Genomic DNA, 15920 nt, shown 5'->3' on the forward strand with positions numbered 1-15920 from the left:
GCCTGCCACCCACCCCCCCCGCCCCCCCCCCCCCCCCGGGGCCCCCCCCCCCCCCCCCCCGGGGCCCCCCCCCCGACTCCACCGGGCCCCGGGCCGGCAGTGCCCCACACACGCTGCCGGCCCGGAACCATGAGCGGGCACCGCCCGCGGCATCCCACCTCGCCGTCTGACGCAGGAGCCCCACATGACCACCACCGACACCGGCCTCCCCCCGGCCGTGAGCGCGGTCGACGGCGAGCGCATCGTCACGCCGCAGCCCGTCGAGCCGCCGAAGCGACGTCGCTTCAGCCGCCGTGCCGGGGGCCTCACGCCCTACGCCCTCCTCGTCCCCGCCTCGCTCGTGCTCGCCGCGATCGTCGGCTGGCCCCTGATCCAGCTCCTGGTCACCTCGATGCAGGAGTTCGGCCGCGCGCAGGTGTTCGGCGCTCCGCCGACCTGGGTGTGGTTCGAGAACTACGTCTCCGTGCTCACCGACGTCACCTTCTACGAGGTGCTCGGTCGCAGCCTCGTGTTCGCCGCGGTGTGCGTGGTGACCACGATGATCCTCGGCACGCTCATGGCCCTCCTGCTCCAACGCCTGCCGAAGGGCTTCCGCCTGCTGCTCTCGCTCGGCATGCTGCTCGCGTGGGCGATGCCGCCCCTCTCCGCGACCATCGTCTGGGGCTGGATGTTCGACACCGACTACGGCGTCGTCAACTCGGTCCTCGTGAACGGGTTCGGCCTCGAGCAGTTCCGGCAGCACTCGTGGCTCATCGATCCGCTGAGCTTCTTCCTCGTCGCGGGCATCATCATCGTCTGGGGCGCCGTGCCGTTCGTCGCGTTCACGATCTACGCCGGCCTCACCCAGGTGCCCGACGAGGTGCTCGAGGCGGCACAGCTCGACGGCGCCGGGGCGTTCGATCGCTTCCGGCTGATCACCTTCCCGTACCTCAAGCCGATCTTCCTCATCACGACGATCCTGCAGATCATCTGGGACCTCAAGGTGTTCACGCAGATCTTCGCGCTGCAGGACATCGGCGGCATCCGCGCCCTCACCAACACGCTCGGCGTGTACATCTACCAGGTCTCGATCGCGGGCGGCGACTTCGGCACGGGCGGTGCGATCGCGGTGATCACCGCGATCATCCTCATGGTCGTCTCGCTCTACTACGTCCGCCAGACCATCAAGGAGGAGGAGCTGTGAGCGCCACCACCGCCATCGTGACGGGCTCGAGCACGCGCCCGGCTCCCGGCCGCGGGCGCGGCCGAAACCGCCTCTCGACCGCGCTCTGGAGCGCGCTGTCGGTCGTGCTCTTCGCCCTGTTCGCCTTCCCCGTCTACTGGATGGTGAACACCTCGTTCCAGCCGAACAACGAGATCCGCGGCTCCGAGATCCACTTCTGGCCCGACAACTTCACGCTGCGCAACTACGCCACCGTGCTCTTCGACCCGGGTCGCACGCCGTTCGCGCCGGCGGCGGTGAACTCGCTCGTCGTGACGCTCACGACGGTGCTCGTGGCGCTCGTCTTCGCGTTCCTCGCGGCGGTCGCGGTCACGCGGTTCCGGTTCCGGAGCCGTCGCGGGTTCATCGTGATGATCCTCGTGATCCAGATGATCCCCGGCGAGGCGATGATCGTCTCGATCTTCCGCGTGATCGACGGATGGCACCTGCTGAACACCCTCATCGGCCTCACGATCGTCTACGTCGCCACGGTGCTGCCGTTCACGATCTGGACCCTCCGCGGGTTCGTCAACGGGGTCCCGGCCGACCTCGAGGAGGCGGCGATGATCGACGGATGCTCCCGGGCCGGCGCCTTCTGGCGGGTCACCTTCCCGCTGCTCGCCCCCGGGCTCGTCGCCACCGGCGTCTTCGGCTTCATCCAGGCGTGGAACGAGTTCGTGATCGCGCTCGTGCTGAACGCCCGGCCCGAGATGATGACGCTGCCCGTGTGGCTGCGCACGTTCCTCGTGGCCAACGGCACGACCAACTGGGCCGCCATCATGGCAGGCTCGACCCTGATGGCGATCCCGGTCATCGTCTTCTTCCTGATCGTCCAGGGCCGGATGACGAGCGGACTCGTGAGCGGAGCGGTCAAGGGATGAGCGAGACGATCCGGAGCGGCGCGGGCCAGGACCTGCGCCGCGACATCCTCACGACCCTGCTGCCCGGCTTCGCCGGCCCCGAGGCGCCCGAGTGGTTGCTCGACCTCCTCGGCGAGGGCCTCGGCGGCGTGTGCGTCTTCGCTTCGAACGTGGTCTCGCCCGTCCAGCTGGCGAGCCTGACCGCCGAGCTCCGCGACGCGAACCCCCTCGCGGTCGTCGCCATCGACGAGGAGGGCGGCGACGTCACGCGCCTGTTCTCCGACCGCGGCGCGCCGTACCCCGGCAACGCCGTGCTCGGCCGCATCGACGACCTCGCGCTCACGCGCGCCGTCGGGCGCGCGGTGGGCGAGGCCCTGGTCGCGGTCGGCTGCACCATGACGTTCGCGCCCGACGCCGACATCAACTCGAACGCCGCGAACCCGGTCATCGGCGTGCGCAGCTTCGGTGCCGAGCCCGGCCTCGTGGCCCGGCACACTGCGGCGTGGGTCGAGGGCGTGCAGTCCGCGGGAATCGACGCGAGCGCGAAGCACTTCCCCGGCCACGGCGACACCGCGACGGACTCGCACCTCGCCCTGCCGGTCGTCGACCTGCCCCTCGAGGCGCTGGACGAGCGCGAGCTCGCGCCGTTCCGCGCCGCGATCGCGGCCGGGACCCGGTCGATCATGACCTCCCACATCCTGCTCCCGCAGCTCGACCCGGAGCACCCCGCCACCCTGTCTTCCCGCATCCTGCACGGCCTGCTCCGCGGGGAGCTGGGGTTCGAGGGCGTCATCGTCTCCGATGCGCTCGACATGGCCGGGGCGAGCGCCGGGCGCGGCATCCCCGAGGCTGCCGTGCTCGCGCTCGCCGCCGGCTGCGACCTGCTCTGCATCGGCACCGACAACACGGGCGAGCAGATGGAGGAGATCGCCCTGGCGATCGCCGACGCCGTCGCGTCGGGCCGGCTCGCCGCCGAGCGCGTCGCGGACGCCGCGGCCCGGGTGCGGGCCCTCGCCGCCGTGCACCGCCAGGCCCCCGAGCCCGACGCACCCGCCGTCCCGGCGGGGATGCTGCCGCTCGACCTGCCCGCCGGCCTCGCCGACCGCGTCGCCGCGTCGTTCCACGTCGCGCCCGGTGCGCTCGACCGGCTGTGCGCGACCGGTTCGGTCGGCACGATCGTGCGGGTCGAGACGGTCGCGAACATCGCCGTCGGCGGCGTGCCGTGGGGGCCGTTCGCGCTCGCCGCGGTGCCCGACGCCGATCATCCGGCTCCGGCCTGGCTGACGGATGCCGCGGAGGTCGTGCTCGACGCCGCGAACCCGCTGCCGGAGCCGGCCGCGCTCGCGGGTCCGGTCGTCGTCATCGGAAAGGACCTGCACCGGCACGCGTTCGCGGTCGACGCGATCGATCGTCTGCGCGCGTCGCGCGCCGACGTGGTGACGGTCGACATGGGCTGGCCGAGCGAGGACCTCGCGACCGCCGACCTCGCGACCTTCGGCGCCTCGCGCGGCGTCGCCGCGACGTTCGCGGAGCTCGTGCAGGACGCGCTGACCGCCGCGGCGGAGGTGTCGTGAGGCTCGGGATCGACATCGGCGGCACCAAGACCGCGGCCGTCGCGATCGGCGAGGACGGCGAGCTCAGCGACCAGGTCCGCATGCCGACGGGCTTCGGCGCCGAGGAGGTCGTCGCGACGGCGCTGCGCACCGTGGAGCGGATGTCCGAGCTCGCCGGCGTCGACGCGCGCGCGTTCCACTCGATCGGCATCGGCATCCCCGGTTCGGTCGACTCCGGGACCGGACGCGTGACGCATGCGGTCAACCTCGGCCTCGAGGGCCTCGACCTCGGCCCGCGCCTCGCAGATCGGCTCGGCATCGACGTGCGGGTCGAGAACGACGTGAAGGCGGCCGCGCTCGGCGCGCACCACCTGCTCGGCGTGGCCGACGGCATCCGTGCGCATTCGATGGCCTACCTGAACCTCGGCACCGGACTCGCCGCCGGCATCGTGCTCGACGGGCACCTGCTGCGCGGCGGTCGCGGCGTCGCGGGCGAGATCGGCCACATCCCGGTGGACCCGGCGGGCGACCGCTGCGCCTGCGGACAGCGCGGGTGCCTCGAGACGCTCGCGTCGGGATCGGCGCTCGCGACGCTGTGGCCGAGCGCCCATCGGTATCCGGCGATCGACCTGTTCGACCGGGCGGATGCCGGTGAGCACGACGCCGTCGCGGTGCGCGAGCGCTTCCTCGTCGGCGTGGCCTCGGCGGTGCGCCTCCTCGCGCTCACGACCGACGTCGACGACATCGTCATCGGCGGCGGGCTCGCCGCGCTCGGCGACCGACTGCTCGCGGGCACGCGCCGCGTGCTCGGCGGCTGGGCCGAGGATTCCGCATTCCTCGCCTCGCTCGACCTGCCCCGCAGGGTCCAGGTGATCCCGCGCGGCTTCCCGGCGGCGGCCGTCGGTGCCGCCCTGATCGGAGAGGAACTGGAGGCGCCGGCATGGCAGAGGTCGTGATCGTCCGCGACGAGGAGGCGGCCGGCGAGCTCGCGGCATCCGCCGTCGTCGACCTCCTGCGTGCGCGCGCCGACGCCGTGCTCGGCCTCGCGACGGGGTCCACCCCGCTCAGCACCTACCGTGCGCTCGCGCGTCGCATCGCGGCCGAGGGCATCGCGACGGCCGGCGTGCGTGGCTTCGCGCTCGACGAGTACGTCGGACTGCCGCCGGGGCATCCCGAGGGGTACCGCCAGGTCATCGCGCGGGAGGTGGTCGATCCGCTCGGCCTGACGCCCGAGCTCATCCGCGTGCCGAACGGCGATCCGGCGAGCATCCGGACCGCCGCCGAGGACTACGAAGCGGCGATCGACGCCGCGGGCGGGGTCGACCTGCAGATCCTCGGCATCGGGCGCACCGGGCACATCGGATTCAACGAGCCGGGGTCGTCCCTCGCATCGCGCACGCGCGTGAAGACGCTGACCGAGCAGACGCGCATCGACAACGCGCGCTTCTTCGATTCGATCGACGACGTGCCGATGCACTGCATCACCCAGGGCATCGGCACGATCCTCCGTGCCCGGCACCTCGTGCTCCTCGCCTTCGGCGAGGCGAAGGCCGACGCCGTCGCGGCAGCGGTCGAGGGGCCCGTGTCCGCGAGCCAGCCGGGCTCGGCGATCCAGTTGCACCCGCATGCGACGGTCATCGTGGACGAGGCGGCCGCGTCGCGGCTCGCATACGCCGCCTACTACCGTCACGCCTGGGCGAACAAGCCCGACTGGCAGGGCATCTGAGCCGACCGGAGTCGCCGCGCCGGCGACCGGCGCGGTGGATCAGTGCATGGCGGATCAGTGCACGGCGGATCAGTGCACGGCGGCTCAGTGCACGAGCGCCTCGCCGAGCGCGGCGAGGTAGGCCTCCTCGTCGAAGTCGTCGAGCAGGGCCCGCTGGAGGATGAACCCGGGAGCGGCCGACAGGATCACCGGCGTGACGCGCTCGGCCCAAGCGCCCGGATCGCCCTCGACGCGGTCGGGGTTCGCCCGCGCCCACTCGGCGAGCTGGGCGCCGATCGCGCCGCGCAGGCGCAGGAACACGACCTGCACGAGGTCGCGGATCTCGCGGTCGACGATCGCCTCGGACCACAGCTGGGGGAGGACCTCGCTGAACGGCTCGCTGCGGATGCCGCCGACGAGCGTCGCGATGATCTCGCCGGGGGCGAGCGGACCGCCGTCGCGTCGGCGTTCGGCGAGCTCGACGCGGCGAGACTCGAGCAGCCGTGCCGCCGCGGCGGCGAAGAGCTCCTGCTTGCCGTCGGGGAAGTTGCCGTAGATCGCGCCCGCCGAGAGGCCGGACGCCTCGACGAGGTCGGCGATCGACGTCTTCGCGTAGCCGCGCTCGGCGAAGCAGCGGAGGGCGACGGCGAGGATCTCCTCGCGTCGCGCGGCCCGGTACTCATCGCTCACCTTCGGCATCGGCTTCCTCCCGTCGCTTGACGATCCTACGTCTCGGGTCCATTATAAAGAACGAGCATTCGTTTTTTATGAAGGAGCCGCTCATGTCCTCCCACTCCACGCATCGGACGCCGATCGGCCGGGCCGTCGGCATCGGCGCCGTCCTGTCCCTCGTCGTCGGCGTCATCCTGCTCGCCTTCGCCTGGCCGTCGGTCACGGCCGAACCGAAGGACCTTCCCGTCGGCATCGTCGGGCCCGACGCGTCCGTCACACAGGTCGAGGAGCGCGTCGCCGACGAGGCCGAGGGCGCCGTGGCGCTCGAGCGGTACGACGACCGAGACGCGGCCGTCGCCGCGATCGAGCAGCGCGAGGTCTACGGCGCGATCGTCCTCGGCGACCAGCCGACCGACGCGCCCGAGGTGCTCACCGCGACCGCCGCGAGCCCCGTGGTCGCGCAACTCCTGAACGGTCTCGCGACCCAGCTGCAGGCCGGCATCGACGCCCAGGTGCAGGCGGCGCTGCCCGCGCAGCTCCAGCAGGTCGTCCAGGCCGCCGTTCAAGCGGCGATGCAGGCGGCCGCGACCGGCCAGCCGGTCGACGGATCGGCCGCAACGTCGCTTCCGGAGCTCCCGCAGGTCACGGTGACGGTCACTGACATCGTGCCGCTCGCCGACTCCGACCCGCGCGGCACCGGTCTCGCCGCAGCGATGTTCCCGCTCGTGATCGGCGGCATGCTCGGCGGCATCGCGATCTCGCTCACCGTGATCGGCGCGATGCGGCGCGTCGTCGCGGTCGTCGCGTACTCGGTCGCCGGCGGGCTCGTGCTCACCGGCATCCTGCAGGGCTGGTTCGGCGCCCTCCAGGGCGAATACTGGCTGAACGCCTCGGCCATCGCGCTCGCCATGGCGGCGATCGCGGCCCCGATCACCGGGCTCGTGGCACTCATCGGCCGTGCGGGCATCGCCGTCGGCGCAGTGCTCTTCGTGCTCGTCGGCAACCCGCTCTCGGCCGCCGCCGTCCCGGTCGAGTTTCTGCTCGCACCGTGGGGCGCGATCGGTCAGTGGATGCCGCCGGGGGCCGCCGGCACGCTGCTGCGCGACCTCAGCTACTTCCCCGACGCGCCGACGGCCTTCCCGTGGCTCGTGCTCGCGACGTGGGCCGCGGTGGGCATCCTCCTCTCGCTCATCGGCCACTTCCGCACCGCCGGCGGCGCCGAGCCCGACGACGAGGCGGCGCACGCCGACGAGGAGCTCGCCGAGGACCGGGCACGCACTGCGGCGACGGACGACGCCTCGAGCGAGACCGAGACCGGCGTGCCCGCCGGCCGCGACGCGACACCCGTGGGCTGAGGCTCGAGGCGCCTCAGGTCGGCCTGACGCCGTGGCATCCCCCTTCGTGGATGCCGCGGCGTCGGCGCTCGGCGGGCGCGGTTAGGCTTGAACCTCGTGAACGATGCCACCCCCGAGCCGACCCCGAAGGTCGGCGCCAACGACCTGCTGCGCTTCCTGCTCGAGATCTTCGCGATCGTGACGCTCGGCATCTTCGGGTTCGCCGCGTTCCCGCTGCCCTGGCCCGGCGTGCTCCTCGGCATCGGACTGCCGCTTCTCGCGATCCTGCTCTGGGGGCTCTTCCGCTCGCCGAAGGCGGTCTTCCAGGTCGACCCGTTCGTCAAGGCGCTCGTCGAGATCGCCGTGTTCTCGACGGCCGCGATCGCGTGGTGGATCATGGGCCAGCCCGTCGTGGCCGTCGTGTTCGCCGTCGTCGCCGCGGTCAGCGGCGTCATCAACGGCCGCCGCGAGCTCCGCGACTGACGCCTCGGCGGCCGGGCGGCGCGAGGCGGCGGCGCGTCTCGAGGACCCCGCCCGGCCCGCGCTCAGCGGAAGATGACCGTGCGCTGCCCGTCGAGCAGCACCCGGCGCTCGGCGAACCACTTCACCGCCTGCGAGAGCGTGCGGCTCTCCTCGTCCTGGCCGATCGCCACGAGCTCCGCGACCGAGCGCGAGTGCTCCACGCGCACGACGTTCTGCTCGATGATCGGGCCCTCGTCGAGGTCGCTCGTCACGAAGTGCGCCGTGGCGCCGATGAGCTTCACGCCGCGGGCGTGCGCCTGACGGTACGGGTTCGCGCCCTTGAAGCCCGGCAGGAACGAGTGGTGGATGTTGATGCATCGCCCGGCGAGCGCGTCGCAGAGCTCGGGGGAGAGGATCTGCATGTAGCGCGCGAGCACGACGAGCTCGATGTCGTGCTCGTCGACCGCCTCGAGTATGCGGCGCTCGAACTCCGCCTTGGCCTCGGGCGAGGTCACGGGCGCGGACTCGAACGGCACGCCGTAGAAGTCGACGAGATCCCGGAGCGTGCCGTGGTTGGAGAGGACGAGCGGGATCTCGACCGGCAGCTGCCCGCCGCGCTGCCGGAAGAGCAGGTCGTTGACGCAGTGGCCCGCGGTCGAGGCGAGCACGAGCGTGCGGAGCGGGCGACCGACCTCGTCGAGGTGCAGGTCCATGTTCCAGCGTTCGATCACGGGTGCGAGCGCGGCCTCGAACTCGGTGCGGTCGGCGGGCGACTCGACCTGCACGCGCATGAAGAAGCGCCCGGTGTCGTGGCTCGCGAACTGCTGGCTCTCGGTGATGTTGCCGCGCGCCGCGACGATCGCACCGCTCACCGCATGCACGATCCCGGGCCCGTCGGTGCAGCTCAGCGTGACGACCCAATGGGACAGGTGCGGGCTGTGCGGCTCGGCCTCCGTGCTCATCGGGACAGCGTACCGCCCGGCGAATACGCAGGTGCGCCCCGCTACACTGGGTGGCGGTCGTGCGGACACCGTCGGCCCCGGGCGCGCACGTGAGCGCGTAGTCGACCCGCAGCAGGCTATGCCGCTCTCGCGGGGAACGCCGTCGGATGACTTCCTCATGCCGATCACCTCTTCGTCGCGCGCCGTCGCGACCGCCATGCCCTGGCGCGCGCTCGTCGCACTCGCCGCGGCCGTCTTCCTGTCCATCACCATCGAGATGCTGCCCACCGGGTTGCTCCCCGAGATGAGCGCCGAGCTGGGCGTCGGTGCGCCCCTCGTGGGCCTGCTCGTCTCGGTCTTCGCCTTCACGGTCGTCGTGACCTCGACTCCGCTCACCGCACTGCTGAAGCGGGTACCCCGGCGCACGCTCATCACGATCGTGCTCGTCGTGCTCGGCCTCTCGACCGCGGCCTCCGCGCTCGTACCCGACTACGGCCAGCTGGTCGCCGTCCGCGTCGTCGGCGGCGTCGCGCACGGCCTGTTCTGGGCGCTCGTCGGCGCCTACCCCGCTCGACTCGTCGCGGAGCAGCATCTCGGGCGAGCCGTCTCCGTCGTGCTCGGCGGCGGCACCCTCGCGCTCATCGCGGGCGTGCCGCTCGCGACCGCGCTCGGCCAGGCGGTGGGTTGGCGCTGGGCGTTCGGCGTGGTCGCCGTGCTCACGCTCGCGGGCGCCGTCGTCGTGCGCGCGGTGCTGCCGGGGGATGCCCCGACCCGGCGATCGGCGACGGGCGAGGCAGGTTCCGCCGACGCGGCGGCGAGCCGGACCGTCACGGGCGCGATCGAGGCCGTGAGCTCAACCAACGGTCGGCGCGGCATGCGGGGCGTCGTCGCCGTCGGCGTCGTCACCGCGATCGTCATGATCGGCCAGTACGCCGCCCTCACCTACGTCGCCCCGCTGCTCACCGACGTCGTCGGCGCCTCGTCGGCGGCCGTCGCGCCGCTGCTGTTCGCGTCGGGTCTCGCCGGCGCGGTCGGCCTCCTCGTCGCCGGCAGTCCGATCGCGCGCGACAGCGTCCGCGCGCTCGTCGGGGCCATGCTGCTGCTGGCCGTGGCACTGCTCGTGATCGCCGCCGAGCCCGGGCTGTGGCCCGCGATCGTCGCCTACACCGTGTGGGGCTTCGCCTTCGGCGCGATCCCTCCGCTGCTGCAGACCCGGCTGCTGCAGGCCGCGCCGGCCGATCGGCGGGACGCCGCGAGCGCGCTCTACACGACCGCGTTCAACGTCGGCATCGGCGGTGGCGCGCTCGTCGGCGCGGTGCTGTTCGATGCGGTGGGCATCGGCGCGGTGCCGGTGGCCTACGCGGTGCTGCTCGTCGTCGCCATGCTCGTCGTGGTGCGCTCCACGCGTGCGGAGCGCGCTCGCGCGCGCGTCGTCGAGGCGTAGCTCCACCCGAACGGTCACCGCGCCTCGACCGGCGTCGGGCGGGGCGGGGCTCAGGCGTACTGCGCGCTCGCGGTCCACTTGTGGTTGGCCGGCGCGAGGAGCTCCAGGACCGCGCCTCCGGCGTCGTCGAGCACGACGGTCGCGAACGGCAGTCCGTCCGCGAGCAGCTCGACCTCGGCCCCCGGCTCGCCCGTGAGCGCCAGCGTCAGGCTCGAGCCGTGCGCGGCGACGACGAGGTCGAGTCCTGCGCGGGCCTGCGGTTCGGGCTCGGGCTCGGGCTCGACGACCGGCTGGGGTTCGACGACGGCGGAGGGTGCCGGTGCGGCCGCGGGCGCGGCCGGGGGCGCGGCCTCGACGGGCGGCTCGGCGGGCTCGATCGCCGCCGGTTCGTCGGCCGGAGGCGCCGGCGGGGGCTCCGGCACCGCGACGGCGGGCCCGGGATCGGCCGGCGCCTCGGCGGCGACCGCCGTCGATCCGCGGTCGGTGGAGGCGTCCGTCGGCGCGGCCTGCGGCAGCACGAGCAGGGTGACCGCCGTGGCGGCGACGAGCATCGCGCCGCCGACCCCGGCGCCGACGGAGACCGCCGCACCCGTCCCAGAGGCCCCGGCGGCTCCGGCCGCGCCGGTGCCGGACCCCGCCGTCGCGGTGCCGGTGGTGCCGACCGCACCCGCCGCGGTGCCGGCGGCGCCCGCCGCCGAGGTCGCGACCGGTGCGGCCGTACCGAGCCATGCCGAGTACGCCGTGGCCGCGGCCGACCCGGCGGCGAGGGGAAGCAGCACGAACGCGAGCCGCATGCCGACCTCGCGGGCCTCGGCGGCCACGACCGGGCAGGTCGCGCAGCCGTCGAGATGCGCCTCGACCTTCACCGTGTCGCGTCGACGCAGTCGCCCGCGCATGTACGCACCGAGCCGGTCGACCGTCCAGCCGCACTCGGGTTCGAGGTGGGCGTCGGCGAGGTGCGCGCGGATCCACTGCTGCCGGAGGCCCTCGCGCGCGCGATACGCGAGCGCGGCGGTCGCGTTCGCGCTCATCCCGAGCAGGGGCGCGATCTGCTGCGGCGACATCCGCTCGACCTCGGAGTACCAGAGCACCTCCTGCCAGCGCTCCGGCAGCGCGCGGAACGCCTTCGCGGTCGTGGATCGATCGAGCGCCTCGATCGCGGCGACATCGCCGGTCGTCGGATCCTCCACCGACTCGAGGTCGTCGAGGGCCGCCTCGCGGTTGGCTCGGCCCCAACTCGCGGCGGTGTTCCGGATCGTGGCGAACAGGTACGGACGGAAGGCCCCGTGCGGGCCCTTGCCCGACCGGATCGCGTCGAAGGTCCGGGTGAACGCCTCGGCAACGAGGTCGTCGGCGTCGAGCGACGTGTGCGACCGCGCGAGGGTGCGAGCGGATGCCTCGTGGCGCCGCCAGAGCTCGGCATACGCGTCGCGATCTCCCCGGCGGGTCGCCGCGATCAGGTCGGCGTCGGCGGGCGCGGAGCGGGGTGGGGTCACCTACCTCGTCCTCCTCGTTCGGGCGCGCTCGCGCGGGGCGCACGCGATGCCCTCGGGTGCCGGCGATCCGCGCCGGACGGGTTGCTCTGCGCTTCCGCTCATTCAAGCGGATGGGCGCCGGATCGACGAAACGCGGGATCCGAGGCTCGGCTTCTGCGCGCGGATCGTGCGAAGTCGCGTCATGATCCGGCGGAGCCGACGTCTCTCAAGGTGAGTGGCCGCGCACCGGGGAAGGGCCGGGTGGCCGCTCGGGTCCGAGTGGACCGTGCGGGGGCGCGCGGAACGGCGAGGCGGGACGGAGCGAGGGGCGAAGGGGAACAGGCCCCCCGCTCCGCCCGGGCGAAGCCGCCGGGGCCGGGCGGCCGCAGGTCGCGTCGTGCGTCAGGCGAGGCGGGCGCCCGCGCCCCAGACCGCTGCGACCGCGAGGTCGTCTGTGAGCAGCACCGCGTCGGCGGCGAAGCCGACGTCGAGCCGGCCGAGGTCGCCCGCCCGCCCGATCGCGGAGGCCGGCGTGACGGTGAGCGCCCCGACCGCCTCGTGCAGCGGAATGCCCGAATCGACCACGGCCCGGCGGAGTGCCTCGTCCGGGGTGAGGGTCGATCCGGCGATCGCGCCGGTGTCGACGAGCCGGGCCACGCCGTCGCGCACGTCGACCGAGAGCGATCCGAGCACGTACCCGCCGTCGGCCGCCCCGGTCGCGGCCATCGCGTCGGTCACGAGGGCGACCCGCCCCGGCGCCCCCGCGAAGGCCAGGCGCACGACGTCGGGGTGCACGTGCACCCCGTCGCCGATCACCTCGAGCGTCACGTGGTCGGCGTGCATGGCCGCGACCACGGGGCCGGGCGCGCGATGGTGGATGCCGCGCATGCCGTTGAACGCGTGCGTCAGGATCGATGCGCCGGCGTCGAAGGCGCGGAGCGCGGTCTCGAAGTCGGCGCCCGTGTGGCCGACGGCGACGGCGACGTCCGCCTCGACGAGGCGCGCGATCGCCGCCGCCGCGCCCGCGTGCTCGGGCGCGATCGTGATCTGCCGGAGCGTGCCGTCGGCCGCCTCGAGCAGCCGGTCGAGTGCGTCGTCATCGGCCGTGCGGAGCATCGACGGGTCGTGCGCGCCGCGGAACTCGTGGTCGAGGAAGGGGCCCTCGAGGTGGGCGCCGAGCACGAGGGGATCGGATGCCGCGACTGCGGCGATCGCGCGGAGCCGATCGGCGAGCACGTCGACGGGGGCCGTCACGAGCGAGCAGACGCTCCGGGTCGTGCCGTGCGCGCGGTGCACGGCGAGCCCGGCACGGATGGCGTCGACGCCGTCGTCGAAGGCCGCGCCGCCCGCGCCGTGGCAGTGGATGTCGACGAATCCGGGCGTGAGCCAGCGGCCCGCGGCATCCGTCACCTCGGCCTCGCCGGCCCGCACCGCCGGCGCATCGCGCCAGGTCTCGCCGATGCCGCGGCCCGCGATCCGGTCGCCCTCGAAGCGCACCCACGCGTCCGGGACGGTGTCGCCGCCCGACACGATGCGGGCGGAGTGGACGACGGTCGTCGGCGCGGTGGTCACCGGGCCACGATATCGCCGCGGACGGCCCGGCCGACCGGTCGCGCGACCGGCCGCGTCATCCGCGGCGTGGGCTCGCGGCTTCCGTTGCTATGCTTGGCGGCGTCGCGACTGGCGTTGAGATGGGTGACCATCGGGGAGCGACTGGCACGGACCGACCGCACGCCTGGGCCGGTACGCGAGGCCTCGGGGCGCGAGTCGCGCACGAGGCGATTTCCGCAGGTCCGCATGTCATCCCGAAGGAGCCATCCATTGGCTGAGTCACTCACCACCGACGCCCCCGCCGCTGCAGTCGCGGGCGCCGAGTCCGTCTTCAACCAGCCCCTCGCGCAGGTCGACCCCGAGATCGCGGAGGTGCTCGAACTCGAGCTGAACCGCCAGCGCACCACGCTCGAGATGATCGCGAGCGAGAACTTCGTGCCCGTCTCGGTGCTGCAGTCGCAGGGCTCGGTGCTCACCAACAAGTACGCCGAGGGCTACCCGGGCCGCCGCTACTACGGCGGCTGCGAGTTCGTCGACGTCGCCGAGAACCTCGCGATCGCGCGCGCGAAGAGCCTCTTCGGCGCCGAGTACGCCAACGTGCAGCCCCACTCGGGCGCGACCGCGAACGCCGCCGTCCTGTCCGCCATCGCGACGCCCGGCGACACGATCCTCGGCCTCGAGCTCGCGCACGGCGGCCACCTCACCCACGGCATGAAGCTGAACTTCTCGGGCAAGCTCTACAACGCCGTCGCGTACGGCGTCGACCCCGAGAGCTTCCAGGTCGACATGGACGTGGTGCGCGACAAGGCGCTCGAGCACAAGCCCCAGGTCATCATCGCCGGCTGGTCGGCCTACCCGCGCCAGCTCGACTTCGCCGCGTTCCGCGAGATCGCCGACGAGGTCGGCGCGAAGCTCTGGGTCGACATGGCGCACTTCGCCGGGCTCGTGGCCGCGGGCCTGCACCCGAACCCCGTGCCGCACGCGGATGTCGTCTCCTCGACCGTGCACAAGACGATCGGCGGCCCGCGCTCTGGCTTCATCCTGTCGCGCGACATGGAACTGGCGAAGAAGCTCAACTCCAACGTCTTCCCCGGCCAGCAGGGCGGCCCGCTCATGCACGTGATCGCCGCGAAGGCGACCGCGTTCAAGATCGCGGCGTCCGAGGAGTTCCGCGACCGGCAGGAGCGCACGCTGAGCGGTGCGCGCATCCTGGCCTCGCGCCTCGTGGCGGACGACTCGCGCGCCGCGGGCGTCGACGTGCTCACCGGCGGCACCGACGTGCACCTCGTGCTCGCCGACCTCCGCACCTCCGAGCTCGACGGCCAGCAGGCCGAGGACCGCCTGCACGAGGTCGGCATCACCGTGAACCGCAACGCGGTGCCGTTCGACCCGCGCCCGCCGATGGTCACCTCGGGCCTGCGCATCGGCACGCCGGCGCTCGCGACCCGCGGCTTCGGTGACGCCGAGTTCACGGAGGTCGCCGACGTCATCGCGCTCGCCCTGCAGGCGAACCCGGATGTCGCGGCGCTCCGTTCGCGCGTCGAGGCGCTGACCGCGGCGTTCCCGCTCTACCCGGGTCTGCAGCAGTAGCCCTCGGCCGACGCCCCGGGGCGGGCGGCCGCTCGCCCCGGGGCCCGGCCCGATCCACCGCATCCCGCCGGCGACCGTCGATCGGTTCGCCTGCACAGCGGAGGAACTCCGGTGCAACACGCCGCACACCGGCATCCGCCCACCGGCGTGTCGCACCGAAGTTCCTCCCGTACCAGCTCGGAAAGGCTCCCGAAATGACCGCCATCACCCTCGACGGCGTCGCGACCGCGTCGGCCGTGAAGTCGGAGCTCGCCTCGCGCATCACCGACCTGCGCTCGAACGGCATCGTGCCGGGCCTCGGCACCCTGCTCGTCGGCGACGACCCCGCCTCGCGGTCGTACGTCGCCGGCAAGCACCGCGACTGCGCCGAGGTCGGCATCGAGTCGATCCGCGTCGACCTGCCGGCGTCGGCGACCTCCGCCGACGTGCGCGCCGCGATCCGCGACCTCAACTCGGCGCGCGAGGTCACCGGGTACATCGTGCAGCTGCCCCTGCCGACGGGCCACGACGAGAACGCCATGCTCGAGCTCATCGACCCCGACAAGGACGCCGACGGGCTGCACCCCACGAACCTCGGCCGCCTCGTGCTCGGCATCGAGGGCGACCTGCACTCGCCGCTGCCGTGCACGCCGGCGGGCATCGTCGAGCTGCTCCAGCGCTACCAGGTCCCGATCCGCGGTCGGCACGTGACCGTCATCGGCCGCGGGCTCACCGTCGGTCGCCCGCTCGGCCTGCTCTTCACGCGCAAGGGCCTCGATGCCACGGTCACCCTCACGCACTCCCGCACCCAGGACCTCGCCGGTGAGGTCGCCCGCGCCGACATCGTGGTCGCGGCCGTCGGCGTGCCGCACATGGTCAAGCCCGAGTGGGTGCAGCCGGGCGCCGCGGTGCTCGACGTCGGCATCACGCGCGTCGCCGACGAGGAGACGGGCAAGGGCAGGCTGACCGGCGACGTCGACCCGGCGGTCGCCGAGGTCGCCGGCCACCTCTCGCCGAACCCCGGGGGCGTCGGCCCGATGACCCGGGCGATGCTGCTCGCGAACGTCGTGAAGGCCGCGGAGATCAAGCTGCACGGCCGCTGAGGCGGGCAGCGCCTGCCGCAGCATCTGTCAGCCTGAACGTCGTCGGTCGT

Annotated in this window: 14 protein-coding genes and 1 riboswitch; of the genes, 10 read left to right on the top strand and 4 right to left on the bottom strand. The window is 73.4% G+C overall.

Going from position 1 to position 15920, the window contains the following annotated elements; translation table 11 throughout:
• The first annotated feature begins 184 nt into the window (after positions 1 to 184).
• From ACSJD1_RS16775 to nagB, 5 genes are read left to right on the top strand one after another with little or no spacing between them, the layout of a single operon-like run.
• Positions 185 to 1183, top strand: a complete 999-nt coding sequence (locus tag ACSJD1_RS16775; RefSeq protein WP_438856433.1) for a carbohydrate ABC transporter permease — start codon at positions 185 to 187, stop codon at positions 1181 to 1183.
• Complete coding sequence (locus ACSJD1_RS16780) at positions 1180 to 2082, top strand: carbohydrate ABC transporter permease (protein WP_438856434.1); 903 nt, start codon at positions 1180 to 1182, stop codon at positions 2080 to 2082. The genes ACSJD1_RS16775 and ACSJD1_RS16780 overlap by 4 nt, the downstream gene beginning before the upstream one ends.
• Complete coding sequence (locus ACSJD1_RS16785; protein ID WP_438856435.1) at positions 2079 to 3635, top strand: glycoside hydrolase family 3 protein; 1557 nt, start codon at positions 2079 to 2081, stop codon at positions 3633 to 3635. The genes ACSJD1_RS16780 and ACSJD1_RS16785 overlap by 4 nt, the downstream gene beginning before the upstream one ends.
• Positions 3632 to 4570 (top strand): ROK family protein, encoded by a 939-nt coding sequence (locus tag ACSJD1_RS16790; RefSeq protein WP_438856436.1) that lies wholly within the window; start codon positions 3632 to 3634, stop codon positions 4568 to 4570. Before ACSJD1_RS16785 ends, ACSJD1_RS16790 begins: the two co-directional genes overlap by 4 nt.
• Positions 4555 to 5340 carry a glucosamine-6-phosphate deaminase gene (nagB, locus tag ACSJD1_RS16795; RefSeq protein ID WP_438856437.1) on the top strand — a complete coding sequence of 262 codons (786 nt, stop codon included), beginning with the start codon at positions 4555 to 4557 and terminating at the stop codon, positions 5338 to 5340. Before ACSJD1_RS16790 ends, nagB begins: the two co-directional genes overlap by 16 nt.
• An 84-nt stretch (positions 5341 to 5424) precedes the next feature.
• Here nagB and ACSJD1_RS16800 read toward each other — a convergent pair whose 3' ends face one another.
• Positions 5425 to 6018, bottom strand: coding sequence for a TetR/AcrR family transcriptional regulator (locus ACSJD1_RS16800; protein ID WP_438856438.1), 594 nt, complete (start codon positions 6016 to 6018; stop codon positions 5425 to 5427).
• A gap of 83 nt (positions 6019 to 6101) precedes the next feature.
• Between ACSJD1_RS16800 and ACSJD1_RS16805 the strand changes: the two genes are divergently transcribed.
• Together ACSJD1_RS16805 and ACSJD1_RS16810 are read left to right on the top strand one after the other, a co-directional pair.
• On the top strand, positions 6102 to 7346 hold the full coding sequence (locus tag ACSJD1_RS16805; protein WP_438856439.1) for an ABC transporter permease: 1245 nt from the start codon (positions 6102 to 6104) through the stop codon (positions 7344 to 7346).
• 96 nt (positions 7347 to 7442) lie between these two features.
• A complete protein-coding gene (locus ACSJD1_RS16810; protein ID WP_438856440.1) occupies positions 7443 to 7808 on the top strand; it encodes a YrdB family protein in 366 nt (121 codons plus the stop codon).
• Between the two features lie 62 nt (positions 7809 to 7870).
• Here the strand turns inward: ACSJD1_RS16810 and purU are convergent, their stop codons facing one another.
• Positions 7871 to 8749: a formyltetrahydrofolate deformylase gene (gene purU, locus ACSJD1_RS16815; RefSeq protein WP_438856441.1), complete on the bottom strand. Its 879-nt coding sequence runs from the start codon at positions 8747 to 8749 to the stop codon at positions 7871 to 7873.
• Between the two features lie 157 nt (positions 8750 to 8906).
• Here purU and ACSJD1_RS16820 point away from each other — a divergent pair, with 157 nt between their 5' ends.
• Entirely contained in the window at positions 8907 to 10172 is a 1266-nt protein-coding gene (locus ACSJD1_RS16820; protein ID WP_438856442.1) for an MFS transporter, read from the top strand.
• A 50-nt stretch (positions 10173 to 10222) separates the two neighbouring features.
• On the opposite strand, the gene ACSJD1_RS16825 is transcribed toward ACSJD1_RS16820, so the two are convergent.
• Together ACSJD1_RS16825 and nagA are read right to left on the bottom strand one after the other, a co-directional pair.
• The gene (locus ACSJD1_RS16825; RefSeq protein ID WP_438856443.1) at positions 10223 to 11668 is read right to left on the bottom strand and encodes a sigma-70 family RNA polymerase sigma factor; all 1446 of its coding nucleotides are present in this window, start codon (positions 11666 to 11668) and stop codon (positions 10223 to 10225) included.
• Between the two features lie 381 nt (positions 11669 to 12049).
• Positions 12050 to 13219, bottom strand: coding sequence for an N-acetylglucosamine-6-phosphate deacetylase (gene nagA, locus ACSJD1_RS16830; RefSeq protein WP_438856444.1), 1170 nt, complete (start codon positions 13217 to 13219; stop codon positions 12050 to 12052).
• Positions 13220 to 13313: 94 nt separating this feature from the next.
• Positions 13314 to 13395, top strand: a riboswitch (ZMP/ZTP riboswitch).
• 73 nt (positions 13396 to 13468) lie between these two features.
• Here nagA and glyA point away from each other — a divergent pair.
• Together glyA and ACSJD1_RS16840 are read left to right on the top strand one after the other, a co-directional pair.
• On the top strand, positions 13469 to 14788 hold the full coding sequence (gene glyA, locus ACSJD1_RS16835; protein ID WP_438856445.1) for a serine hydroxymethyltransferase: 1320 nt from the start codon (positions 13469 to 13471) through the stop codon (positions 14786 to 14788).
• Positions 14789 to 14982: 194 nt separating this feature from the next.
• Entirely contained in the window at positions 14983 to 15870 is an 888-nt protein-coding gene (locus tag ACSJD1_RS16840) for a bifunctional methylenetetrahydrofolate dehydrogenase/methenyltetrahydrofolate cyclohydrolase (RefSeq protein WP_438856446.1), read from the top strand.
• Positions 15871 to 15920: the final 50 nt, after the last annotated feature.

The sequence above is a fragment of the Agromyces excoecariae genome (genome assembly GCF_051715505.1).
Lineage (GTDB): Bacteria > Actinomycetota > Actinomycetes > Actinomycetales > Microbacteriaceae > Agromyces.